This is a genomic window from Roseibium sp. (assembly GCF_965276855.1).
GTDB lineage: Bacteria > Pseudomonadota > Alphaproteobacteria > Rhizobiales > Stappiaceae > Roseibium.
This window is the reverse complement of sequence record NZ_OZ255700.1, coordinates 3,212,037-3,236,079: the sequence shown is the minus strand read 5'-3', so window position 1 is coordinate 3,236,079 and position 24,043 is coordinate 3,212,037. Positions and strand designations below refer to the sequence as shown.

The following is a 24,043-nucleotide window of genomic DNA, read 5'->3' as shown; positions in this document are numbered from 1 at the left end:
TCAAAGTGCTTTGACGATTTCCTCGGTCATTTTCTTGGCATCGCCGAACAGCATCATCGTGCGGTCGTTGAAGAAGAGCTCGTTCTGAATGCCCGCATAACCGGAGGCCATGCCGCGCTTGACGAAGAGGACGGTGCCCGCCTTGTCAACATCCAGGATCGGCATGCCGTAAATCGGCGATTGCGGATCATCGCGAGCAGCCGGGTTGGTCACATCGTTCGCCCCGATCACATAGACAACATCTGCCTGCGCAAATTCGGAGTTGATGTCTTCCAACTCGAACACTTCATCATACGGAACGTTCGCTTCGGCAAGAAGGACGTTCATGTGACCTGGCATGCGGCCCGCGACAGGGTGGATGGCGTATTTGACTTCAACGCCCTCCTCCTTGAGCTGATCCGCCAACTCGCGCAGCGAGTGCTGCGCCTGAGCCACGGCCATACCGTAACCTGGAACAATGATCACCTTGGACGCGTTCTTCATGATGAAGGCTGCATCGTCCGCAGCACCCTGCTTGACAGGACGCTCTTCGCCGCCATCACCGCCAGCGGCAGCTGTTTCGCCGCCGAAGCCGCCAAGAATAACGGAGATGAACGACCGGTTCATGCCCTTACACATGATGTAGGACAGGATCGCACCTGAAGATCCGACCAACGCACCGGTGATGATCAGCGCCATGTTCGACACTGTGAAACCAATGCCGGCTGCGGCCCATCCGGAATAGGAGTTCAGCATGGACACCACCACTGGCATGTCCGCACCGCCGATCGGGATAATGATCAGGACACCGAAGATGAACGCTACGATCACCAAGGCCCAGAAGACCGTCATGCTTTCCGAGCCGACCAGAATGATCGTCAGAACCACCATTCCAACTGCCAGCGCGATGTTGATGGCATGGCGCATCGGCAGCATGATCGGCTTGCCGGACATGCGGCCGTCGAGCTTCAAGAAGGCGATCACCGAGCCGGTGAAGGTGATCGCACCGATTGCAGCGCCAATGGACGCTTCAACCATGGCCGAGGTGTAGATCTGACCCGGCGCGCCGATCCCGAATGCGCCGGGCGCATAGAGCGCACTGGCCGCAACGAACACCGCCGCAAGACCAACCAGCGAGTGAAAGGCTGCCACAAGCTGCGGCATGGCCGTCATCGGGATACGCTGCGCGATGTAGGCACCGAGGCCGCCACCGACACCGACACCGATCACGATCAGGAAGAACGATCCAGCGGTCAGGCCCGTTGCGAACAACGTCGTCAGAACCGCGATGGCCATCCCGACCATGCCGTAAGTGTTGCCCTGACGGGAGGTCTCCGGGCTGGACAGGCCGCGAAGGGCCATGATGAACAAGACTGCGGATATGAGGTAGAGAACCGCCGTAAGATTAGCTGACATGGGTTCGGCCTCCTATCGCTGCTTTTTCTTGTACATAGCGAGCATTCGGCTGGTCACGAGGAACCCGCCAAATATGTTCACGCTAGCAAGGACAAGGGCCAGGAACCCAAAGACCCGCGCCATGTAGGCGCCATCGCTTTGGGTCAAGTCAACACCAACTGCCAGCAATGCACCGACGACGATAACCGATGAAATCGCGTTGGTTACCGCCATAAGCGGCGTGTGCAGAGCCGGTGTCACCGACCAAACCACATAATATCCGACAAAGATCGCCAGGACGAATACCGAAAACAGAAACACAAACGGTTCGATTGCACTCGTTGATGCTGCTTGAACGGCAACATCGGCAGCTCCGCCTGCGATCTGGTCCACATAACTTTGCGCTGCCGTTGCAGCTTCCTGCGCATTGGACGCGGCTTCCCTGGCTGCTTCCGCGGCCGCTTCTGCGCGTTCCAAGGCTTCGGTTTGAGACAAGTCGCTCATCACTCTCCCCCTTAGCTTTCCGCAGGAGCGAAGGCGGGATGAACCACCTTGCCATCGCGGGTCAATACGGTCGCCTGCAGCAGCTCGTCCTCGAAATCAGGTTTCAAGGCCTTGGCTTCCTTGTCGATCATGGTCTCAAGGAATGCGATCAGGTTCTTGGCGTAAAGGGCGGAGGCGGACGCACCGATGCGACCTGCCATGTTCAGGTGACCGACCACCTTCACGCCCGCGACCGTTGCCACCTTGCCGGGTTTGGCGCCTTCCACGTTACCGCCGCGCTCAACAGCAAGATCAACGACGACAGCGCCAGGACGCATGCTCTCCAGCATCGCCTTGCTGACCAACTGCGGCGCCGGACGCCCAGGGATCAACGCTGTGGTGATCACGATGTCCTGCTTGGCGATATGAGACGCAACGAGTTCAGCCTGCTTCTTCTGGTACTCTTCGGACATCTGCTTCGCATATCCGCCAGCAGTTTCCGCCTGCTTGAACTCTTCGTCTTCAACGGCAACAAACTTTGCGCCGAGAGATTCAACTTGTTCCTTGGCAGCTGGCCGCACATCTGTTGCAGTGACGACCGCACCCAGGCGCCGCGCGGTCGCAATCGCCTGAAGACCAGCAACGCCAGCACCCATGACGAAGACACGCGCCGCTGGAACAGTTCCTGCTGCGGTCATCATCATCGGCATGGCGCGATCATACTCGGCCGCTCCTTCAACGACGGCTTGATAACCTGCCAGGTTGGCTTGGGAGGAAAGGACGTCCATGACCTGCGCACGGGTTATGCGTGGCATGAATTCCATTGCGAAGGCGGTGATACCGGCTTTCGCCATGGCCTCCACATCCTTCTCGTTGCCATAAGGATCCATCGACGCCAGAACGAGCGCGCCTTTCTTCATGGCTCCGAGCTCATCTGCGGAAGGGCGGCGGACTTTCAACACCACGTCGGCGTCGCCAACCGTTGATGCATAGTCGGCCGCGACTTCCGCGCCAGCGTCTTTGTAATCCTGGTCGGGAATACGCGAAAGCTTGCCGGCGTCCTTCTCAACAACCACGGTTGCGCCGAAGCCGATCAGTTTCTTGATCGTGTCAGGCGTGGCGGACACACGTGTTTCAACCGCGTCGGTTTCGCGCGGTACAGCAATTTTCATATACCCCTCCCCAGGATTTGCGGCCCCGGGATCCGGGGCCAGAGCGTATGTCAGGTAAGGCTTAGACCAGCAGGATGCACAGAACGCCGGTCAGAGCAAATACGACTGTTGGCGGGACCCATCCCTTTTCGCCCAGCGCCATGCCGATGCCAGAGGCCACAAGCGTCGCGATGAGCATCAACCAACCGAAGACAACAGCAGAGGTGCCACCGAAGGCAAACAGGATCAGGCAAAGAACAATGTTCAAAACCGCGACGGTGCCGATCTTGGAGAAGTTGATGAACCCCTCGTAAGTGCTCTCGTGCGTTTCGTAGTCCATTGCCGGTGCAGTTTCGTCAGACATAAAGTCCCCCAAATAAATTCCTCATTCAGTGGTCTTCCTTACAATAAACCCTTGCCGCTCGGCAATCTTTTGCATTGCAAATTCGAAGGAAGCATAGCAGCAATTCCGTTTACGTAAACGGGATATATATCCGACTTTCGAGTTAAACCTGCCGGCTAAAGGTGATAGGGACCACGCCTAAGCAGCCCGTCCAGGCTCAAGAAGGCCCGCAGCTTCAAGCGCAGTTTCCTGCCGATTGCGAACTGTACTCGCTTCAAATCCGTCAATTTGCTCATTGAACAGTTGAAAGAAATTCAACTCTGCCCGCAGGTGCAAAAAGACACCACCCAGGCCGATTGCGGCCCTATCCATGAAAACGAACTCCTGCGGCACTGTGACAGGGCCGAGTTCTTTCAGCGCAGAGTGCACCCTGAACGCTTCCTTCCGGCCGTATTCAGCCGCCGAAACGCCATCTGCGATCGACCGGACACGATCCGTGAGAAGCGGACCGTAAATAAAGCGGGCCCAGATGTTCAGGACCTCAATGACTTCCTTCTTCAGGTTTTGAAATCCCCAGCGTTCGTATGCGGCAACCACACGGTCATTATCCTCTTCCAAAAGCCCTTTGTAGAGTTCAACAACGCCCTCGACAAAAGCTTCAGGGAAGATCCGGATGCAGCCATAGTCCAGAAGGTTGATCCCGGAGGGCACGCCCTCTTCCTCAAACACCGTGTAATTGCCCAAATGTGGATCACCATGGATCACACCGTAATGGCTGAAAGGATGCCACCATGCGTGAAACATCGTCTTTGCCAACCGATTTCGATCCTCTTGATCATGCTCTTTGAAATCAAGTAATGGCCGCCCGTGCAGCCAGTTCATCGTCAAGAGCCGCTTAGTCGACAGATCCGGTACGACGTCGGGAACACGGATATGCGGCGCATCCTCGAGGATCTGCTTATATAGCCCGATGTGGCCGGCCTCGCGGCCATAGTCGAGCTCCTCGCGAACGCGGGCACTGATTTCTTTCGCTATCTCACTGGTATCAATTGCCGGCTTCATACGCCGGTGTAGTGAAAACAGCATTTGCAGTTGCTTGAGATCAGCCTCCACTGCGGATGCCATATCCGGATACTGAAGTTTACAGGCCAGAACACGGCCGTCGTGTCCAGCAGCGCGATGCACTTGCCCAAGCGATGCGGCCGCAGCCGGTTCGCGCTCAAAACTTTCAAAACGTTTTTCCCAGCCAGCACCAAGCTCAGCCCGCATGCGCCGTTTGACAAACGCCCATCCCATAGGGGGCGCACTGGCCTGGAGCTTGGCAAGTTCGGTGGTGTATTCCGGTGGCAGTGCATCGGGTATAGTCGATAGAAGTTGCGCCACCTTCATCAGCGGACCTTTGAGCCCTCCCAAGGCAGCAGCCAGCTCGGAAGCGTTCTTCCCATTGTCGAGATCCATGCCCAGCAGTTTCGCGCCGGCAACTTTGGCAGCAATGCCGCCAACGTTCGTGCCCACACGTGCATATCGGCCCATACGTGCGCTAAAGCGGTTGCTTTCCCGATCCTTGTCCTGAGGCATGTGCCCAGATGCTCCTTACCGAACGAAACGTTTCTATTGACCGGTACATATAAAATTGCCCGCCAACTTCCAGTCCAGAGGCTCAGAAACGACGATCTGTCACATCACTCCAGCTTCAGAAGTGGAGAGTTCGGACAGCGCGCGCGCCAGTTCATCCCGCGCATTGGCCAAACCTTTGTATTGCAGCTGGTCCGGATCCAGCGCCATCAACTGCGTTCTGAGTTGCCCGGCCAACTGCCCCCGCTCTGGATGTCCCTCCAATGCGCGCAACGGATCATGATGGATTTTGATCGTGAAGATAATGTCCCCACTTCCCGGCAAACGGCGCAGAGTTTGCCGTTCAACTCTCAGGAAGAGGCGCGACAGGGCCGGCTCGCCATCCCGCATATCGATGCGATGGGGCTTTGGATTGTAGAGCTCATCATCCGGGTAAATCGACCAGTTGAAGCGGCACACAAATTGGCCCACCTTCAGGTTCTCGAAGAGGCGAGCGACCATTAGGCCCATGCGCGCGCCGTTAAAACCCGGGACCGTCTCGTGAATTGCACTCATGGATTTCGAGAACTTCTCGGCCAATGACCAGGAAGATGGAAAACTCAGGCTGGCCGCCGCCAACCTGTAGCCGTCTGGCCCCTGACGCATCAGAACCAAGTCTTCTTGGACAAGGCGCGCGGCTGTCAGAAGGGCTGGCTCGTTGGAAAGGTCGACGACCGGCCCCCGATCCGCAATCACCACACGACCAGCCTCAAACTTGTGGGTCTTGCCGTGATACTGCTTCAGGTTTTCAACTATAAGCGCAAGCACTTCCCGCTGCGCCTCTTCCGTGCCGTCCTCAGCGCGGAAAACAGCATCATGGCGCTCGGATACCAAACGGTCCTTCTCAGCCAGATGCGGAACAAGGAAAGCATCCGGCTCGAGCCATTCCCCTTCGTCGATCGGCTTTAGACCGACCGTGAATGGATGGCTGGAGCCGTCATAGGGAGTATGCTGAAACCGGAAATCTTCCTTGGACATCAAAGCAGACCGTTGCTCAGGCCTGATCCAGAGTTTCCAGCTCATCGATCAAACGTTCGATGACGGACAGACCTTTCTTCCAGAAATCAGGATCGGTTGCATCGAGACCAAATGGCTTCAACAGTTCGGAATGATGCTTGGTGCCTCCAGCTTTCAGGAGATCAAAATACTTCTCCTGAAACCCAGTCTCAGCTTCCTCGTAAACCGCATAAAGCGAGTTCACGAGGCAATCCCCGAAGGCGTAGGCATAGACATAAAACGGTGAGTGAATGAAATGCGGGATATAAGTCCAGAAAGTCTCATACCCTTCATTGAGCTTGATGGCCGGGCCAAGGCTCTCACCCTGCACTGACAGCCAGAGTTCTCCGATCTTGTCCGCGGTCAACTCACCATTGCGCCGCTCCGTGTGAACCTTCCGCTCAAAAGTGTAAAATGCGATTTGCCGGACGACCGTGTTGATCATGTCCTCTGCCTTAGAGGCAAGCATGACTTTTTTTGTTTTCGGGTCTTCCGCTTTCGCGAGGAGAGATTTGAAAGTCAGCATCTCTCCAAAAACACTCGCGGTTTCCGCAAGTGTCAGGGGCGTCGGCGCCATGAGCGGACCATTCGGACCGGCCAGCACCTGGTGAACGCCATGCCCGAGTTCATGAGCCAAGGTCATCACGTCCCGAACTTTGCCCTGGTAATTGACAAGAACATAGGGATGCGCGCTCGGCACCGTTGGATGGGCGAATGCACCTGGCGCCTTGCCGGACCGCGCAGGGGCATCGATCCAGCCTTTGTCGAAGAAGCGGCTCGCAATCTCCGCCATGTCCGGGGAGAAGGTGTTATAGGCAGAAAGCACGGTGTCCTTGGCTTCAACCCAAGGAATGATCCGCGTATCGGCATCGGGAAGCGGAGCGTTTCGATCCCAAGTGTTGAGTTGATCAACACCTAGCCATTGGGCCTTGAGTTTGTAGTACCGGTGCGAAAGGCGCGGATAAGCATCCCGGACCGAGGAGACCATTGCGTCGACCACTTCACGCTCGACACGATTGGCCAGGTGCCGGCTATCGGCGATATCTGAGAAGTTCCGCCACCGGTCGGAAATCTCCTTGTCCTTGGCCAAGGTGTTTGTGATCAGTGCGAAGGTGCTAAGGTTCTTGGAAAATGTTTCGGTGAGCGCCTTTGACGCTTCTTCCCGCTTTTCAGGTGAAGGGTCGGTCAACAGATTGAGCGTCTGCTCGACCGGAAGCTCTTCACCTGCAACGTTGAAGGTCAACCGCGCCATCGTCTCGTCGAACAGACGGTTCCAGGCACTGCTGCCGGTGACCGACTTTTCATGAAACAGCTGCTCGACCCGGTCTTCCAGCTGGTACGGCTTGTCCTTACGAAGATCTTCGATCCAAGGCCGGTAATGGGCGAGATGCGCATCCTCCAACGCAGCATCGACCGCAGCATCCTCAATCCGGTTCAGTTCCAGGCTGAAAAACAGCAAATGCGAGCTTGCCGTCGTGATTTGCTCTTGAACATCGCCATAGAACTTTTGCGCAGCCGCGTCTGTTGTGTTGCCTGCATAGACCAATCCGGCAAAAGAGATCAGGCGGCCCATGAGGTCTTCCAGATCTTCATATGCGCGGATGGCCGTCACCAAAGCCGCAACATTGTTTGCCGCCAAATCGGCAAGCCGCCCCTTGTAGGACGCCTCGAAAGTCTTTGCGCGATCGAGCGCTTCCTTTAGATCAGAGGTGACTTTGGGTGCGTCGACGGACGGATAGAGGTCCGTCAGATCCCAGACGGGGAGTTCGCCAAGCTCTGCTGTTCCTGAGGCGGCAGGCGCAAAATTTGGGCTCAAAAAGGGCATTTCATACTCCGGAAAACGGCGGAACGATTGGTTGCTCCGATGGGATACTTAGAGAATTTGTAGGCCCTAGCCACCTGTAGCTGCAATCGAAAAACAGCATCTTTTTTCAATTGGGCTGGAGAATTTGTTTACCGCTTTACGACCAGAATGGCCCGAAACGAGACACCTTGACGAGTTCGAAGGCACCTGATGCAAGCACTCAGCGGCAAAATTCTCATTGTTGACGACGATCCAATTCAGCGCCGGCTCCTGCAGGAAGCCGTGCACAAATTTGGTTACAGATCCAAAACTGCCGAAAACGGCGCGGAAGCTGTGCGGATCATGACCGGCCCAGAAGCCAGCGAAATCGATCTGATCATCCTCGATATGGTGATGCCGGAACTTGACGGCCTCGGCGTACTGGAGCGCCTTCGCACGGACAAGATTTCCACCCCCGTGATCGTTCAAACAGCTCATGGCGGCATCGACACGGTTGTTTCGGTGATGAATGCTGGAGCACAGGACTTTGCGGTAAAGCCGGTCGCACCTGAGCGGCTGAATGTCTCGATCCGCAACCTCCTGAAAACGTCCGCCCTGGAAGGTGAAATCACCCGAATCCAGAAGAAGGCTTCCGGGACCCTGACCTTTGCCGACATCATCACCCATTCGCCGGCAATGGAGAGGGTGATTAATCTGGGCAAGCGGGCTGCAGCCTCCAACATTCCCATCCTAATCGAAGGCGAGAGCGGTGTTGGCAAGGAAATGATCGCAAGCGCGATCCAAGGATCCAGTGACCGCAAGTCAAAACCGTTGATCACGGTCAACTGCGGTGCCATCCCCGACAATCTGGTGGAATCAATCCTTTTCGGCCACGAGAAAGGCGCTTTCACGGGCGCGGTCGACAAGCATGTCGGCAAATTCCAGGAAGCACATGGCGGCACCCTTTTTCTAGATGAAGTGGGTGAATTGCCACAAGATGTGCAGGTCAAGCTGCTCCGCGCCATACAGGAAAACGAGATTGATCCGATCGGCTCCCGCCGGCCGGTCAAAGTGGATTTCAGGCTTATCTCTGCAACGAATCGCAGGCTCATTGACCAAGTCAAAGACGGCGCGTTCCGTGAAGACCTTTATTACCGCCTGAACGTTTTCCCCATTTGGATCCCGCCATTGCGAGACCGTCGGGAAGACATCCCAGCCCTCGTCCGGCATTTCCTGGCACGCTTTGCGGCTGAAGAAGGTAAGCCCCAGGTGTCTGGTGTTGCCCAAGACGCATTGGCCATGCTGCAGGAGTACGCTTGGCACGGCAACATTCGGCAATTACAGAACACCGTCTTCCGGGCCGTTGTTCTGTGTGATGGAGCCCAGCTGACCATCGACGATTTTCCGCAAGTTGCGGCCGCAATCGAGCACCCTGGCAGCCAGTCCGGCGTTGTCCACCCAAGCGCTTCAGCCCCATTTGCCGCAGTTCTGCAAGAAACGGCTGCTAGTGCGCCGCCGCCACCTGCCCAACAAGGTGCGCCGACAGCAACGACCACCTCAACACCGGCCGGATTTGAAGGCTCAGCACCCTTTGGCTTCATGCGGAACCTCGACCCGGAAGGACATGTCAGAAAACTGACTGATATTGAGGAAGAGCTGATCAGGGCCGCCATCAAACACTATTCCGGGCGTATGACAGAAGTTGCCAAGCGGCTGGGCATTGGCCGCTCCACCCTCTATCGCAAGCTCAAAGAATACGGTTTGGACGATGGTGGCACGGATGCAGCTGCCTAATTTCCGGACACTTTAAGGCGCCCACTCGGATTTGGCCGATTTTTGGACACATTCGGGCGGTACGGGATCCCCTTGGGTTATTGCGCGCAATCCGTTGCGGATAACCGCCCAACAAGTTGCAATTTTACCACGATTTCTGCAGAACTGAGATTAGGGTAAAAACTTCTTAACCTGCGGCATGTAAAACTCGGGTTCTGCTGGGGAGCACGGGATGGGTGCAAGCCACCACAAAACGGCGGGATAGAAATTGCGTAAACGGTCTGTTGGTTTCGACGCCGTCGCCTGGATGAAACGCGCCGCGATTTCAGCGGCAGCGATCGTGGCGTTTGCCATGACATTTGCAGGCACGGTTCAAGCAGAAACCAGAACCTTGAAACTATATAACACGCATACCAAAGAGCGTGTTTCGATCACTTTCAAGAAGAACGGCCGGTATATTCCGTCCGGTCTGCGGGAAGCCAATCGGTTTCTGCGCGACTGGCGGCGCAACGAAATCACAAAAATTGATCCGGAACTGCTCGACCTTGTTTGGGAAGTCTACCAAAAGGTACGGGCCAGAGATTACATTCACGTTGTATCCAGCTACCGGTCGCCTGCAACGAACAACATGTTGCGCAAGCGCTCCAAGGGCGTTGCAAGAAACAGCCAGCACACGCTCGGCAAAGCCATGGATTTCTATATTCCTGGCGTGAACATCAGAAAGCTGCGTGAAACCGGCTTGCGCAAGCAAGTTGGCGGTGTCGGGTATTATCCGCGCTCGGGATCGCCATTTGTCCATCTGGATACAGGCAGCGTTCGCCATTGGCCGAAGATGAGCCGATCGCAGCTTGCCCGGGTGTTCCCGAACGGCAAGACTTTGCATATCCCCTCCGACGGCAAGCCGATGAAGGGCTACAAGATCGCCCTTGCAGAATCCAAATCAGGCCGGCGGAGTTCAACACGGCCGACCATTGTCGCATCAAACGACACATCTGCTGCTCGGAACATCAATGATCGGGACCAAGGCGCACGGACGCTTACGACCCGGAACCAGAGTGCCCGCAGCACACCAGCACCAACGCCTCCGGCAAATGTTACGCGTGAAGCGCCTGAGGGCGGTGGTAATTTGTTTGCCAGCCTGTTTGGTGGCGGCGAGCGCACTGGAAACTCCGATGCAACCCGGCCCGGCGCGGTTGGCGGTCGCCAGACGGCATCACAGGCTGAGACAGTCTCTCCGGTCATAGCCAATCCTCCTGTGCCTACTCGCAAGATCGTCGACGCGCCTGAGGAGGCTCCAGTCATTGCAGTGGCAAGTGCAGCTCCAGAGTTGAAGCCAATCGACGAACAGCCGATTCAAATTGCAAGCGCGGCATCTGTTCCTACACCCGCGCCCAACACACTCGATGGTCAGCGGGCAGCTTTGAATGCCGGCCAGCCTTCAGTTGCAAGCGAACCGCTCGACGCACGGTTCCATATTGCAAGGGCGCCGGCACAAAAGCCGGCAGCGAGCCTCCAAGCAGCTGCACAAGCCGCAGCAGAGAGAATTGGTGGCTCTGAGGGAACAACGGTTGACGATCCGGTGGCGGCAATTGCTGCTGCAACGGGAACTGCAATCCCGTCACCAGCCCCTGCCCCCCGCTCAGATACCACACTTGCCTATGCATCGGCGGCACCGACACCGCCCGAGTTGACACGGTCACTGCGGCCTGGCACCGCCACGAACCAACAAGCTGCAGCGCCACGTCCAACGGCTGCACCGGCAGCGGCCGCCGCGCGGCCATCGGTATCCGGGCGCATTCCGAAAGACCAGATTGTTGATCCGCTTGCCGGATTCGCGAGCCTTCCGGACCGGTCCGAACCACTTCTGCTGACTGGCGCAGGCACAGCCCGCCACCAAACATTTGCGTGGCTGAGCCATCCCAATCAGCGGCAACTGAACAATGTCATGAAGCCGGGCAACAGGTTCGTAGCTGCAAGTTTCCAGCAAGATCCTTATGGCAATCTGCGCACCGACCGATTTGACGGACCCGCTATCGTGGTGCTGCCTGTCCGGTTTGCCAGATAGCGACATTTCAGAACGCAGTGACATCAAAGAAAACGCCGGGCCAAATACCCGGCGTTTTTAGTCTCGGTAGTCAGCTCAGCCCTCGGAAGGCCCAGGCCCTGCCATGCCGAGCGCATGCAGGTAGAGGTCGAGCACAGCTTCCTCTTCCTCGCGCTCATGCGGCTGCTTCTTGCGAAGAGAGACAACCTTGCGCAGGATTTTGACGTCGTAGCCATTGCCCTTGGCTTCGGCGTAAACGTCCTTGATGTCATCCGAGATGACCTTCTTTTCTTCTTCCAGACGTTCAATACGTTCAATGAAGGCGCGCAGCTGGTCTGCGGCCACTCCACCCGGATCGGACATTCGAGTGTTTCTCCTTGGCTAGTTGTGTTTTTCTTCTGCGTTCACGTCACGGATGATGTCACAACACCAGTCCGCGTTAATTCCGGCCGGTGCCGTGCCAGACTTCAAGACGCACGTCAAGCGGACCAGACCAAAGCCCTCAATGCTCAGGCTTGTTTTTGTCAAAAGCGGCTTTCTGCTCAGCTGTGGCCTCGGTTTGATACTTTGCCTTCCAGTCACCGTAGGGCATGCCGTAAACGATCTCGCGAGCTGCGTCCTTGCCCAGGTTCATGTCCTTTTCGGCAGCCGCATCCGCATACCAATTGGACAGGCAATTGCGGCAAAAGCCTGCAAGGTTCATCATGTCAATGTTCTGAACATCGGTCCGGCCACGCAGGTGCTCGACCAACCGACGGAAAACGGCAGCCTCCAGCTCAATTTTCGTTTGATCATCCATCAACTCATCTCCCTCAAGTCTGCTCCTGAAACCGAGCGGTCATTTGTTGTCACATCGCGAAACATAGTGCCGAACCTGGCGGCATTCCGGTGATTGTGCGAGTTCTTTCAGTATAGGCTCCAACCGATCGGCCCACTCCAACGCCCCCCGGGTATCTCCGATAAGGTCTTGCCGGATCTCTAGAAGAGCCTGAGACAGGCCCCGCTTGGTTGCGTGCCGATACATCGTGTCGTTTTCAAGGGCACCATCGTAAGGCTCGTTGTCTCCGACAACCAGATCGGCTTGTGCCCTCAAACCTGCCAGCATGGGATCGACAGCGCGCGGGTCGCTGTCCCAGAGCACCGTAACATGCCAAGGTCTCGGGACACCCCGCCAGACTGGCGTGAAACTATGGATCGAAATGATCACAGGCGCCGACGCAACCGCCATCATCCGATCCAGCGTTGCATCGATCAGGTCATGATATGGCTTGTGAAAAAGATCAATCCGCCGCCGCCTCTCGGTCGCATCAACTGCCGCATTCCCAGGGATAATGGCACCGTCCGACAAGCGCATGATTAGGGTCGGGTCATCTTCGCCCCGATTGGGATCAATCAACAATCTTGAGAATGTCGACAAGCAAGCCGGAGCATTGAGACGCCGCGCCAGCTCCAACGTCACCGCCCGAGCTCCGATATCGTACCCAATATGCCGCTCGAACTGAGCGGCAGGGACCCCAAGATCACCATATTCATCTGGGACCGTGTTCCGCGCATGGTCACACAAGAGCAGGAAGCCTGCGGTCTCGTCACCATGAACATATTCATACGGCTGAAAAGACGTGTCCGGCATCGGGACAGGATCGGTCATCGTGGTCTTCTTGATTTCTAATGCAGCTGAGGAGGCAGGGCGCCAGATTTACGACAAAGGCTCAGCGGAACCAAGCCCAATTCCAATGACAGCCGCTTATATGGGCCCGAATCGTGAAAAATCAGCCCGCTAGAGGATCGCAGCCGCCAGCAATCAACAACCTAGGTTTTTGATGTGGATGAAAGTGTTTGGTTACCCTTTTTTGACGGCTAACGGCTACCCACGGAGGTACGGTCATGTTCCCGCCCCAATTATAACTTCATAGGGTAGCTTGGTTTCATCTGGGTGGGCCCAAGAGATGGAAGCGATGGATGTCAAGGGGTTTTCCTCCCGCACATATCTTGTTAACGACGTTGACAAGACACTTCTGTCCACGCAAAAAGCCAATGTCTGTAAAGCAGCAAAGTGAACGACTGCGTATGTTAGAGGTAGGGGAACGGCACCGGGGCTGGTCGCAAACGTGGATGCGTGCATCCATCCAGATCTTCTGCGCCTTAAGTCTGGCCGTCTTCCTGAACACCATTTTCAGCGACAACGCACACGCTGATCTCCGTCTATGCAACAAGACGGACAGCCAGGTTGGTGTAGCTATTGGATACAAGGACAAGTCCGACTGGATCACTGAAGGTTGGTGGAACCTTGCGTCCAACAGCTGTGAAACACTCGTGCCGGGCGCTTTGGTGTCACGCTACTATTACATCTATGCGGTGGATTACGATCAGTTCGGCGAATGGGGCGGTCGCGCATTCATGTGCACCCGGGAAAAAGAATTCACTATTCGCGGAATTGAAGATTGTGTTGCTCGGGGATTCGAGCGGACAGGCTTTTTTGAAATCGACACGGGAGAACAAAGCAGCTGGACAGTCCAGCTCACAGAACCCGTGCAACAAGGGACAGGTGGGCGATGAGGCGAAACCGACGAGTTAAAATTCTCGCAACTCTCGGACCCTCCTCCTCAGAACAAGACATCATCGAAAAATTGTATGTAGCCGGTGCTGATGTGTTTCGCATCAACATGAGCCATACCGATCATGATCGTCTCAAGATGCTGGTCAGCCGCATCCGTGCTGTGGAGGAAGTAACAGGAAGACCGATTGGGATTCTTGCCGACTTACAGGGACCAAAACTGCGCGTAGGCACATTCGGCGATGGCCCGGTGATGCTTGAAAACGGCGCAATCTTTACTTTGGATGCAGACACATCGGCAGGCGATGTCAATCGTGTCCACCTTCCTCACCCCGAAATCCTGAAGGCTCTGGAACCCGGCCACCGGCTGCTTCTTGACGATGGCAAGATCCAGCTGCGCGTGACAGAATCGTCTCCGACGAAAGCTCAGACCGAAGTTATCGTCGGCGGTAAGCTCTCTGACCGGAAAGGCGTTAGCGTCCCAGACTCTGAAATCGCGACCAGCGCGATGACGGAAAAGGACCATAAGGATCTGATTGCCGCGCTTGAGCAGAATGTAGACTGGGTTGCCCTGTCCTTCGTTCAACGCCCGGACGATCTTGCAGAAGTTCGCAAAATCACCCGCGGCCGCGCCGGTGTACTTGCAAAGATTGAAAAGCCGCAAGCGATCGGTCGCCTTGATGAAATCATAGAGCTGTCAGACGCGATCATGGTGGCTCGTGGCGATCTTGGCGTTGAAATGCCGCTGGAACAGGTTCCGGGTCTGCAAAAGCGGATCACACGCGCCTGCCGGCGTGCAGGAAAGCCGGTGGTTATCGCAACTCAAATGCTTGAATCCATGATCACCGCACCGGTGCCAACCCGTGCAGAGGTTTCTGACGTGGCGACCGCCGTCTTTGAAGGCGCTGACGCAGTCATGCTCTCCGCGGAATCGGCTGCTGGCGACTTTCCGATCGAGGCCGTGTCCACAATGGACCGGATCGCTCAACAGGTGGAACAGGATCCGAACTACCGGACCATCATCTACGCCCAGCGTACCGAACCGGAAGCGACCGGTTCCGATGCGATCTCTGCGGCGGCACGCCAAATTGCGGAAACGCTTAATCTGGCTGCAGTGGTTTGCTACACGACATCCGGCGCCACGGGTTTGCGCGCTTCGCGGGAACGCCCGTCCAGCCCGATCATCGTATTGTCACCCGTCATGGCAACGGCCCGTCGGCTGTCGCTCGGTTGGGGTCTCCACTGTGTGGTCAGCGAAGACGCTGCCAACGAAGAGGATATGATCGATCGCGCCTGCCGGATTTCTCATTCTGAAGGATGGGCAAAACCGGGTCAGCGGATCATCATCACGGCCGGCGTCCCGTTCGGCACACCAGGATCCACCAATATGTTGCGGATTGCGTTTGTTGGCACAGACGGCCAGGGCGGCATTTGACGATCTAATCGGTTGAAATTTCCAGAAGGGCGGCAACTGGCCGCCCTTTTTATGCGCTGCTCCGGCAATCCAATACGCTTGCCTTACCGACCCGGAGAACAAGCTGGTCCAAAGCCTCGACAATCGCATCAGTTCGGGTGTGATGCGGCATGTGCCCCGCCCCCTCCAAAACCACAAGCTCGGCATTTGGAAGATCGCGCAGCAAACCTTCGCTGTGAATAGATGGCCACACGACCGTGTCTTCCGTGCCGGTTAAGATAACAGTGGGCTGCTCGAGATCACCATAGTCCTTGGACTGCGCTATCACGTGAGGCTTCAAGCGAGCGATATCCGTGGCATTTGAGCGGAAAGCCTCCGGCAAAAAGAGTAATGGCAACCGTGTTGCCTGATTATAGTTCTCTGGCTGCGGCTCTGGATGAAAAACGTGCCGGATGGACCGTGGCGCCAAATACTCGGCAACGGGAAGCGTCAAGATCCGGCAGAACAACCACCCGATTACCGGCGCCGCTGCCACATGATTGTACCATGCGACACCGCCGGGCCAAGGATGTGTTGCAGGCGCCAAAAACGCCAAACCGCATATCCGGTCCGGAGCCCTCAGACCAAGTGCAGCGGTAACAGACGCGCCGAGTGAGTGACCGATGGCAATACACCGATCAATGCCCAATTTACGAAGCAGTCCGTCAATCAGCTCGGCCTGACGAGCTGGCGAGTTCTTTCCATCCGGGATCGTACCGGAAAAACCCAAACCGGGCCGGTCCACAAAAAGCAGCGGATAACGCCCTTTCAGGGGCTTTAGAAACGCGAGTTGAGAATCATAGGCATTTCCGCTCGCACCATGCAGGAAGACCAAGGTCGGCGTATCCGGACACGCGTTTTCCGCTGAGTAAAAATGATAGTGGAGTTGGACACCGTCCACGGTGCGCATTTCTCCATCAGGTCGGATCGAGCGTCTGATCTGGTAAAACCGCAAGGCCGAGTAACCGGCGAGCGATGCGAGTACAACAAGGATTGCGAGCAGAACTGAGAGCATGTTGAAGGACTGAAACCGTATTATAGTTGGAACGCGTCATACGGGTTAACTGGCGCAGGATTTGCGCGTTTCCATCAAACGGGTTCGCCCTCCGCTTCCTTTTCCAGAGATTCGACTGCTTCACTTGCGTTTTCAAGACCTGGATGGATTTCCAATGCCCGCCGGAACGTGGACAGCGCTTGTTCTTCAAATCCCAATCGGCGTTGGATGATCGCAAGGCCTGATAATGCACCCCAATGCCGGGGTTCCAAGGCCAGGGTTCGCTCAATATCGACAAGTGACTTGCCGAAGTCTTCCTTCATGTAATGCACGGTCGCCCTGCGGTTCCACCCTTCAGCAAAGGACGGCTCAAGGACGACAACGACGTCGAGAAGATCAAGCGCAAGTCCGTGATCCTCGGCCTGGATGGCGCGCCCAGCGCGCGCCATTAACAGATCGACAGTATCAGAGCCCGAGTCCATCCAAATGCGCCGGATGTCGCGTGCAACGCGTTGGCGCACAGCCGGATCTTCGGCACCTGCGAGATCTTCATAAAGACTATCGAGCTTGGATAGAGTTTCGCCAGGGTCGGTTTCTTCCACAACCACCTGCCCGCCTTCGTCCGGCTCTGCATCCGGCAAGGCATCAAAATCATCAATAGAGGGCGTGTCTGTCTCAGGCCCGAGATCAGGCACCGGTTGGGCAAGACCCACGACCGGAAACAGAAAAAGAAAGGTGGCAAACACAAAAATCCGCATACAACGATTATGGGTCGTTGAATGCGGCGGTCAATCCCGAAAACTCACACGTTCACACAAACGCGAATTGGGTACATTGTGGCCCACCGCCTTTCCAAGGCGCGCACCTGACAATGCCTGTTGCGCGACGCTGCCAAAAGCAGCGTCAGAACGCTTAGCCCTGACGTGCCTTGAAGCGCGGGTTTTTCTTGTTGATGATGTAAACACGGCCCTTACGGCGGACCATGCGGTTTTCCCGGTGACGGGTCATCAACGCTTTGAGCGAATTCTTGATCTTCATGTCATTGTCCCCGTGGGGTCGTCTGTTTAGCTTCAAACCAAATGAGCGCCCAAGGCGCCCATTCTTCTCATTCATTTTTGCCGGAAGTCGCTGCAGATATCTGCGCCAGTCTTCCAAGCTAGAGCGCGTCACGAATTTGATCTGCGCAATAATGGTGGGCGTGACAGGGATTGAACCTGTGACCCCTTCGATGTCAACGAAGTGCTCTCCCGCTGAGCTACACGCCCGAATTTCTTCGGCCATCGGCGTCCCAACGCCGTGGTGGGGTGCGATATAGCGGGGATCCAAAGTCTGTGCAACCCCCTTTTCACCGAACTGTCAAAAATTCCTTTTTCGCTCTTCAGCCTGTTGAAAGTGACGATCAGGCAGCGAGCATTCGCTCCACTTCCTGCACCAAGTCCTTGAGGTGGAAGGGCTTTGAAAGAACCTTTGCATCCTTCGGCGCATCCGATTCTGGATTAAGCGCAACAGCTGCAAATCCGGTAATGAACATCACCTTCAGATCAGGGTCGAGCTGCGTTGCACGCCGCGCGAGCTCAATGCCATCCATCTCCGGCATCACAATATCGGTCAGGAGCAGGGAAAACGGTTCTTCGCGCAGTCTCTCATACGCGCTTTTGCCGTTATCAAATGACACTACGTCATACCCGGCATTTTCCAGAGCCTTCGCCAGGAACCGGCGCATGTCGTTATCGTCTTCGGCAAGCAGGATACGCGGCATAGTTTGCAACCAATTTCCTTCGCATTACGGAGCGTTCAAGTCTTTCGCCGGTTATAGCTCGAAATCAACAGAAAGATAGGGTGAATTGGTTCTCCTAAGCTTTTGCGCGCTCGACTGTGGACTGCGTGTTGATTCCTTGGCACGATAGGCAATCGCCGCAAACGGGACACACATATTGACAAGTTCAACGCCCAGCGCCCCAAACAGCCAGTTCGAAGTCGACTTCAACGGCTTTCCTGCATTTGATGTGTTATCCCCTGCTGATCAACGGCTGCCATTTGTTTTCAACTCTCCTCATTCGGGCCGTCAGTATCCAGAGAGTTTCCTGGCTGCCTCACGGCTTGATGCGCGCTCGATCCGGCGGTCCGAAGATGCTTATGTGGACGAGCTCTTTTCGCATGTGGTGCCACTTGGTGCCCCCATGCTGCGGGCACACTTTCCGCGCGCTTATCTGGATGTAAACCGGGAACCTTATGAGCTCGATCCGAAGATGTATGATGGCCGGCTGCCGTCTTACGCAAACATCCGCTCGATCCGTGTAGCTGGTGGCCTTGGAACCGTCGCGCGCATTGTAAGCGAAAACCACGAGATCTATCGGCACAGGCTGCCTGTTGAAGAAGCGCTCAACCGCATCGAGACGATCTATAAGCCCTACCACTCGACACTGAGGCGTCTGCTGGCGCAAACGCACGTGACATTTGGGCATGCAGTCTTGATTGACTGCCACTCAATGCCATCAACCGTAAAATGTCAGACCACAGATACACGGCCCGATTTCATTCTGGGTGATCGCTACGGCACCAGCTGCAACAGCGACCTTACCGACTTTGCGTTCGAAACACTGCGGAGCAAGGGATACAGCGTGAGCCGCAATAAGCCGTATGCAGGCGGCTTCATAACGGAGCATTACGGCCGGCCGTCAAGCGGACTGCATGCTCTTCAAATTGAAATCAATCGCGGCCTTTACATGGACGAAGCGACTCATGAGCCAACTGCCCATTTCGGACAATTGTTCCACGATCTGAAAGACTTCGTCCGGGAGTTGACCGCAATGCCGGACGCCGGTCTCGTCGCGGATTCTATCGCGGCCGAATAATCCCTGAATTAAATCGAATTAAAAAAAAAGGCCGCACTCAAACGAGGCGGCCGAAGTCTAGGGAGGAAACGCCCAAGGAGGGCGGTACGACAGAAAGCTCTATCGCACCGCAATAAGATCGCACTGCACCGCACAAAATGCAACCCCAGCAGCGATTGTTTCATGCTCAAAATATGAGCATCAATTCAGGTATTCCGAATTCTTTTTTTGCAAATCAGGTTATAAGACAGCCACCTGCGGTCGTTCTGACCGAAAAGTGACACATCCGACTGGAGGCCATATGTCCATGCCGCTCGCTGCCAGTGCAAACCCGCTGGCTCCATTTCTCGATCGCCTGGCGGACGCTTCCAGCGCTGCAATCATGCCGCACTTCCGGCAAGGCTTCTCGGTCGACAACAAGTTGGAAAGCGGTTTCGACCCAGTCACAATCGCCGACAAGAACGGCGAAACAGCCATGCGGGCTCTGATCAACGAACATTACCCCGACCACGGCATCCTGGGTGAAGAACATGGACCAGAGAACCTTGATTCTGATCATGTTTGGGTCTTGGACCCGATTGATGGCACGCGAGCCTTTATTACCGGCCTTCCAACTTGGGGATCGCTGATCGGTCTCCGGTCAAATGGCAAACCCAGTCTTGGCATGATGGTCCAGCCTTATATTGGCGAGCGCTACAGCGGGGATTGTGAACGCGCCTGGTATCATGGGCCTCTCGGCCAAAAAGATCTGAAAACGCGGGCCTGCGCTTCGCTCGACAGCGCGACCCTATTTACGACAACACCCGCGCTTTTTAACGCCAGCGAACGGCCGGTCTTTGATCGACTGGAGGCAGAGGCACAGCTTACGAGATACGGAACGGATTGTTACGCCTATTGCATGGTCGCAGCGGGCCATGGCGACGCCGTGATAGAGTCCGGGTTGCAGCCCTATGACATCGTCGCATTGGTCCCGATTATTGAAGGTGCCGGCGGCGTTGTAACGACATGGACAGGCGGCTCACCGGCAGATGGCGGCCAGATCGTTGCATCCGGCGATAAACGCCTCCACGACATCTTGCTGACCGAACTGGCGAAAGCTGCCGTCTGATACTCGTCTGCAAGATCAACCATGCGGCGTATCACTGAAGATCAATCAGCACCCGCCTGGTCCATCACCAAATCTGCTTCCAAACCCGGAATAAAGGCGTCAAATGCCGCCCAGACCTGGTCCCGGTATCTGTCGGCTTCCATAAGCAGCTCGTGTTCCGCGCCCGAGATCTCGATATACGATGCATTTTTTGTACGGGAGACAAACTCTTCAATTGCGGGCGTGGAAACAATTCTGTCCCGACCAGCGCCAAGTATAAGGCATGGCAAGCGCATTTCAGGTCCGGCGCGGCGCTGACGCATCGACTTCATGGCCGTGGCGGCTGCGTTCAGCCAACTCATTGTCGGCGATCCGATACCGATTTCCGGGTGCTCTTCCAGAACCTTGGAAAACCTGCGATAGCGCTGACGGTCAGTTGTCTGGCGGTTTTCTTCGAATGGGAGTGTGAGCTTCCCATTTCCGCCGGGAACATAAAGCCGTCCCAAAAAGGTCCAGGCGCAAACACGGGCGAGACCGAAACCGAGTGTCTCGGTCAACCGGGAAGTGGAGGGGCGGGTCGCCCTGAGTTGAGGTCTTCCAAACAGCCCCAAAGTCAAAATACGGAGCAGCTTTCGCAAACCCGCCGTCAGATCGCTCTCCCAATCCCTTGGTGCGATCGCCAGAAGCGGCGCAGTAATCACAGCACGGTCAAGCATTGTTCGCAGCCGCTGTGAACATGACATGAGAATCAGCCCACCAGTCGAGTGCGCCAGCGCAAAATGCGGCCCCGGGTAGGTTGCAAGGGAAACGTTCTTCAAGATCGCCAGCAAATCCTGCTGATATCTTTTGAAGTTCGTGACGTGTCCCCGCGCCGGGCTTCGGGTCAAACGCGTCGAACCGCCCTGCCCGCGCCAATCGAACGCAACAACAGCATATCCTCGCGAACGCAGGTCGGAGACAACTTCATAGTATTTTTCGATAAACTCAGCGCGTCCCTGGAGGATGGTCACAGTGCCCCGACACGACTTGCCTGGCGCAGCAGGCCAATGCGCATAGCGCAGCTTGACCCGGCCATTCATCTCCAAAAACCCGGAAACGGCCCCATCCGGGATCGGATTATCCTTGGTGTCAATCAGGCTCATCTTGATCCGATTCGCTTGTCGCAGCGATCAGTGATAGCCGCCTGAGCTCCAGCTCTCAACATACTTTGAGCCGGCCCCGCAGGACCGGCTCCAAAAGTGACCAGAATTACCACCGGCTGTGCCAGTTGTACCGTGGGCCCAGTGGGCGGCTGCGCACGATATCTGCATTGCGGGAATCGACGACGAGTCTGACAGGAAAACCACGCCAGCCACGTGCTTTGATGATGTACATCGGGCCGCGGCGATCAATGATTTTGATCCGGTGAAACCCGCGATGGCGTAAGCTGCGGCGAATTTGCCTCGGCCCCAACTCGTATTGATGCCGACCGTGCCCACGGTCCCAACCGCGTCCTGGCCCTCCGCGGTGATCAACTGTCATCGTCATGCCGCTGACTACCGGTGCTTTTGCCCCCAAACCTGAGACAGGAACAGCCTGCGCTTGCGTTGCTGCACCAGCGGCCAAGAGCAAAACCGCTCCTGCAATCGGGGCAGACGCTTTCGTGGAAATGCGCTTCATGAGTGACATCGACATTGTGTGATCTCCTTGTTCCGCCAGCACCGTGCTGGCGATACCCGGAGAATGCCGAAGAGCGTTTGAACGGGACCGGAAGGCCCTATTCATCTTCAGTTCATCGCCGATGTTTCCGCTTGCCCACGACCTCTTGAATTCAAAATTCAGAATTCCCATCTCGATCAGTGCAGGCGCCAAAACGGGTCTGCGCAGCGTTCCAGTCTCGCCAATGATGGGGGACAGGAGATCGCAAAAATCAGAAGTAACAGTTGCTCAAAGAGAGGACAGACTATGCGTCACTTCGACTTTACCCCACTTCACCGTTCCACAATCGGTTTTGACCGCCTTTTTTCCATGCTGGATGCAGCTGGCAATGAAGCTCCCAGCTATCCGCCGTACAACATCGAGCGGACCGGCGAAAACTCCTACAGGATCACCATGGCTGTTGCAGGCTTCAGCGATGCGGAACTCTCCGTTGAAGCAAAAGAACACGTTCTGACGATCAAGGGTGAAAAAGCAGAAGAAGCTGCCGATCGCGAAATCCTGTATCGCGGCATCGCATCCCGGACGTTCGAACGTCGCTTCCAGATCGCGGAATACGTCCGCGTTGACGGTGCGAGCCTCGAAAATGGCCTCCTTCACGTCGACTTGGTCCGTGAACTGCCCGAGGCCATGAAACCCCGCAAGATCGAGATCACATCCGGCGGGACCAAACAGATTGAAAGCACCGCTCACTAACCGGCAGCTTCTCCCCTGAGCTGAAGCGGTGCGGAGGCGCCTGTCAAACAGGCGCCTCTCTTCGTATCTACGGCAGAATCAGCACGCCTCGGAAAGCGCGTTCAAGAACGCCGCAACGTCGTCTTCGGTCGTTGCGAAGCTGCAGACCATGCGCACGCAAACTTCGTCTGCCTCCGGCGCGTGGCCCTCTGGCAGATCTTTCGCCGGCCATTCGTAAATCTTTGCACCCTTCGCTTCCAATTGCTCGAACTGCCGACGCTTCAGGATTGGAAACAGCTCATTGGCTTCGACCGGCCACGCCGTTCTTCCACCAGCGGACCGGATGCCTTCAGCAAGCTTCAGCGCCATCCCATTGGCGTGTGCTGCTGTATCCAGCCAGCTGTCTTCACTGAGATATCCATCAAACTGGGCGGCCACAAACCGGCTTTTGGAAAAAAGATGCCCGCCGCGCTTACGGAAGTACTCAAAGCCCTTGGAAGTTTCCAGGTCGAAAAAGACGACCGCTTCCGCACACCAGCATCCGTTTTTTGTTGCACCGAAGGACAGCACATCCACGCCGGACTTCCACGTCATGTCGGCAGGTGAACATCCGAGCGTTACGAGTGCATTTGCGAAGCGAGCGCCGTCCATGTGCAAAGGAACAGACCGGGAAGCCGCAGCCTCCTTAATCGCGGCAATCTCTTCCAACGTGTAGACTGTGCCGCTTTCCGTCGCCTGACTGATGGAGACACTTGCAACCTGACCATGATGCACCACACCATCGGGGAAAGCGGACATGGCCTCGGCCAAGCCTCCTGCGGTAAACTTCCCATTCGCCCCAGGAACACTGACCAGCTTGCCGCCGCTTGTCATGAATTCCGGACAATTGCACTCATCGACCTGAATGTGCGAATCGCGGTGGCAGAAAATGGCACCACCCGGTTTGCCGTAAGCCGCAAGCGCGAGAGAGTTTGCAGCCGTCCCTGTTGCCACAAAAAAAACGGCCACCTCCCGTTCAAACAGCTCGTTGAACTTGTTGGAGACGCTTTCGGTGAGAGGGTCACCGCCGTAGGCCGGCGCATGACCACTATTATGGCGGGTCAGAGCCGACATCACCGCCGGAGCTGCACCCGCCCAATTGTCACTGGCAAAATTCATGGGGCCGTTAAATCACCACGGCCCCAACCGGG

At 56.2% G+C, this 24,043-nt stretch carries 24 protein-coding genes and 1 tRNA gene; 7 read left to right on the top strand and 18 right to left on the bottom strand.

Annotated features, from left to right (window positions below):
• The 7 genes from ACQY4Z_RS14980 to ACQY4Z_RS14950 form a co-directional block, all read right to left on the bottom strand.
• Entirely contained in the window at positions 1–1,395 is a 1,395-nt protein-coding gene (locus tag ACQY4Z_RS14980; RefSeq protein ID WP_133951373.1) for an NAD(P)(+) transhydrogenase (Re/Si-specific) subunit beta, read from the bottom strand.
• A 12-nt stretch (positions 1,396–1,407) separates the two neighbouring features.
• Positions 1,408–1,878, bottom strand: coding sequence for a proton-translocating transhydrogenase family protein (locus ACQY4Z_RS14975; RefSeq protein ID WP_008188999.1), 471 nt, complete (start codon positions 1,876–1,878; stop codon positions 1,408–1,410).
• Between the two features lie 11 nt (positions 1,879–1,889).
• Complete coding sequence (locus ACQY4Z_RS14970; protein WP_428522521.1) at positions 1,890–3,029, bottom strand: Re/Si-specific NAD(P)(+) transhydrogenase subunit alpha; 1,140 nt, start codon at positions 3,027–3,029, stop codon at positions 1,890–1,892.
• Positions 3,030–3,090: 61 nt separating this feature from the next.
• Complete coding sequence (locus ACQY4Z_RS14965) at positions 3,091–3,372, bottom strand: aa3-type cytochrome c oxidase subunit IV (protein ID WP_008190938.1); 282 nt, start codon at positions 3,370–3,372, stop codon at positions 3,091–3,093.
• A gap of 177 nt (positions 3,373–3,549) precedes the next feature.
• The gene (locus ACQY4Z_RS14960) at positions 3,550–4,929 is read right to left on the bottom strand and encodes an ABC1 kinase family protein (protein ID WP_428522519.1); all 1,380 of its coding nucleotides are present in this window, start codon (positions 4,927–4,929) and stop codon (positions 3,550–3,552) included.
• A gap of 99 nt (positions 4,930–5,028) precedes the next feature.
• Positions 5,029–5,943: a heme-dependent oxidative N-demethylase family protein gene (locus ACQY4Z_RS14955; RefSeq protein WP_306147882.1), complete on the bottom strand. Its 915-nt coding sequence runs from the start codon at positions 5,941–5,943 to the stop codon at positions 5,029–5,031.
• Between the two features lie 16 nt (positions 5,944–5,959).
• On the bottom strand, positions 5,960–7,786 hold the full coding sequence (locus tag ACQY4Z_RS14950; protein ID WP_428522516.1) for a M3 family oligoendopeptidase: 1,827 nt from the start codon (positions 7,784–7,786) through the stop codon (positions 5,960–5,962).
• Between the two features lie 189 nt (positions 7,787–7,975).
• Between ACQY4Z_RS14950 and ACQY4Z_RS14945 the strand changes: the two genes are divergently transcribed.
• Positions 7,976–9,538, top strand: a complete 1,563-nt coding sequence (locus tag ACQY4Z_RS14945; protein ID WP_428522514.1) for a sigma-54-dependent transcriptional regulator — start codon at positions 7,976–7,978, stop codon at positions 9,536–9,538.
• Between the two features lie 331 nt (positions 9,539–9,869).
• Positions 9,870–11,582 carry a DUF882 domain-containing protein gene (locus tag ACQY4Z_RS14940; protein WP_428529572.1) on the top strand — a complete coding sequence of 571 codons (1,713 nt, stop codon included), beginning with the start codon at positions 9,870–9,872 and terminating at the stop codon, positions 11,580–11,582.
• Positions 11,583–11,657: 75 nt separating this feature from the next.
• Here the strand turns inward: ACQY4Z_RS14940 and ACQY4Z_RS14935 are convergent, their stop codons facing one another.
• The 3 genes from ACQY4Z_RS14935 to ACQY4Z_RS14925 form a co-directional block, all read right to left on the bottom strand.
• A complete protein-coding gene (locus ACQY4Z_RS14935) occupies positions 11,658–11,924 on the bottom strand; it encodes a DUF2312 domain-containing protein (protein WP_133951361.1) in 267 nt (88 codons plus the stop codon).
• 139 nt (positions 11,925–12,063) lie between these two features.
• The gene (locus ACQY4Z_RS14930) at positions 12,064–12,360 is read right to left on the bottom strand and encodes a DUF1244 domain-containing protein (RefSeq protein WP_409694411.1); all 297 of its coding nucleotides are present in this window, start codon (positions 12,358–12,360) and stop codon (positions 12,064–12,066) included.
• 39 nt (positions 12,361–12,399) lie between these two features.
• Positions 12,400–13,209, bottom strand: a complete 810-nt coding sequence (locus tag ACQY4Z_RS14925) for an N-formylglutamate amidohydrolase (RefSeq protein WP_428522512.1) — start codon at positions 13,207–13,209, stop codon at positions 12,400–12,402.
• A 464-nt stretch (positions 13,210–13,673) separates the two neighbouring features.
• On the opposite strand from ACQY4Z_RS14925, the gene ACQY4Z_RS14920 reads away from it, so the two are divergent.
• Positions 13,674–14,117: a DUF1036 domain-containing protein gene (locus ACQY4Z_RS14920; RefSeq protein WP_428522510.1), complete on the top strand. Its 444-nt coding sequence runs from the start codon at positions 13,674–13,676 to the stop codon at positions 14,115–14,117.
• Positions 14,114–15,550 (top strand): pyruvate kinase, encoded by a 1,437-nt coding sequence (gene pyk / locus ACQY4Z_RS14915; RefSeq protein ID WP_428522508.1) that lies wholly within the window; start codon positions 14,114–14,116, stop codon positions 15,548–15,550. Before ACQY4Z_RS14920 ends, pyk begins: the two co-directional genes overlap by 4 nt.
• Positions 15,551–15,599: 49 nt before the next feature.
• On the opposite strand, the gene ACQY4Z_RS14910 is transcribed toward pyk, so the two are convergent.
• The 5 genes from ACQY4Z_RS14910 to cpdR all read right to left on the bottom strand — a co-directional run bounded on the left by ACQY4Z_RS14910 (position 15,600) and on the right by cpdR (position 18,321).
• Entirely contained in the window at positions 15,600–16,583 is a 984-nt protein-coding gene (locus ACQY4Z_RS14910) for an alpha/beta fold hydrolase (protein WP_428522506.1), read from the bottom strand.
• A 74-nt stretch (positions 16,584–16,657) separates the two neighbouring features.
• Positions 16,658–17,308 carry a tetratricopeptide repeat protein gene (locus ACQY4Z_RS14905; RefSeq protein ID WP_428522504.1) on the bottom strand — a complete coding sequence of 217 codons (651 nt, stop codon included), beginning with the start codon at positions 17,306–17,308 and terminating at the stop codon, positions 16,658–16,660.
• 166 nt (positions 17,309–17,474) lie between these two features.
• Complete coding sequence (gene ykgO, locus ACQY4Z_RS14900) at positions 17,475–17,600, bottom strand: type B 50S ribosomal protein L36 (RefSeq protein ID WP_008196524.1); 126 nt, start codon at positions 17,598–17,600, stop codon at positions 17,475–17,477.
• A 152-nt stretch (positions 17,601–17,752) separates the two neighbouring features.
• Positions 17,753–17,827: transfer RNA gene (locus ACQY4Z_RS14895), tRNA-Val, on the bottom strand.
• 134 nt (positions 17,828–17,961) lie between these two features.
• Positions 17,962–18,321: a cell cycle two-component system response regulator CpdR gene (gene cpdR, locus ACQY4Z_RS14890; RefSeq protein ID WP_008196017.1), complete on the bottom strand. Its 360-nt coding sequence runs from the start codon at positions 18,319–18,321 to the stop codon at positions 17,962–17,964.
• Between the two features lie 247 nt (positions 18,322–18,568).
• On the opposite strand from cpdR, the gene ACQY4Z_RS14885 reads away from it, so the two are divergent.
• Together ACQY4Z_RS14885 and hisN are read left to right on the top strand one after the other, a co-directional pair.
• Entirely contained in the window at positions 18,569–19,417 is an 849-nt protein-coding gene (locus tag ACQY4Z_RS14885; protein ID WP_428529570.1) for an N-formylglutamate amidohydrolase, read from the top strand.
• 280 nt (positions 19,418–19,697) lie between these two features.
• A complete protein-coding gene (gene hisN, locus ACQY4Z_RS14880; protein WP_428522501.1) occupies positions 19,698–20,504 on the top strand; it encodes a histidinol-phosphatase in 807 nt (268 codons plus the stop codon).
• 41 nt (positions 20,505–20,545) lie between these two features.
• On the opposite strand, the gene ACQY4Z_RS14875 is transcribed toward hisN, so the two are convergent.
• Both ACQY4Z_RS14875 and ACQY4Z_RS14870 read right to left on the bottom strand, forming a co-directional pair.
• Positions 20,546–21,625, bottom strand: a complete 1,080-nt coding sequence (locus tag ACQY4Z_RS14875) for an alpha/beta fold hydrolase (RefSeq protein WP_428522499.1) — start codon at positions 21,623–21,625, stop codon at positions 20,546–20,548.
• A gap of 106 nt (positions 21,626–21,731) precedes the next feature.
• Positions 21,732–22,157 carry a hypothetical protein gene (locus ACQY4Z_RS14870; RefSeq protein WP_420339701.1) on the bottom strand — a complete coding sequence of 142 codons (426 nt, stop codon included), beginning with the start codon at positions 22,155–22,157 and terminating at the stop codon, positions 21,732–21,734.
• Between the two features lie 270 nt (positions 22,158–22,427).
• On the opposite strand from ACQY4Z_RS14870, the gene ACQY4Z_RS14865 reads away from it, so the two are divergent.
• Complete coding sequence (locus tag ACQY4Z_RS14865; RefSeq protein ID WP_133951341.1) at positions 22,428–22,874, top strand: Hsp20 family protein; 447 nt, start codon at positions 22,428–22,430, stop codon at positions 22,872–22,874.
• Between the two features lie 78 nt (positions 22,875–22,952).
• On the opposite strand, the gene ACQY4Z_RS14860 is transcribed toward ACQY4Z_RS14865, so the two are convergent.
• A complete protein-coding gene (locus tag ACQY4Z_RS14860; RefSeq protein WP_428522496.1) occupies positions 22,953–24,011 on the bottom strand; it encodes a threonine aldolase family protein in 1,059 nt (352 codons plus the stop codon).
• Positions 24,012–24,043: the final 32 nt, after the last annotated feature.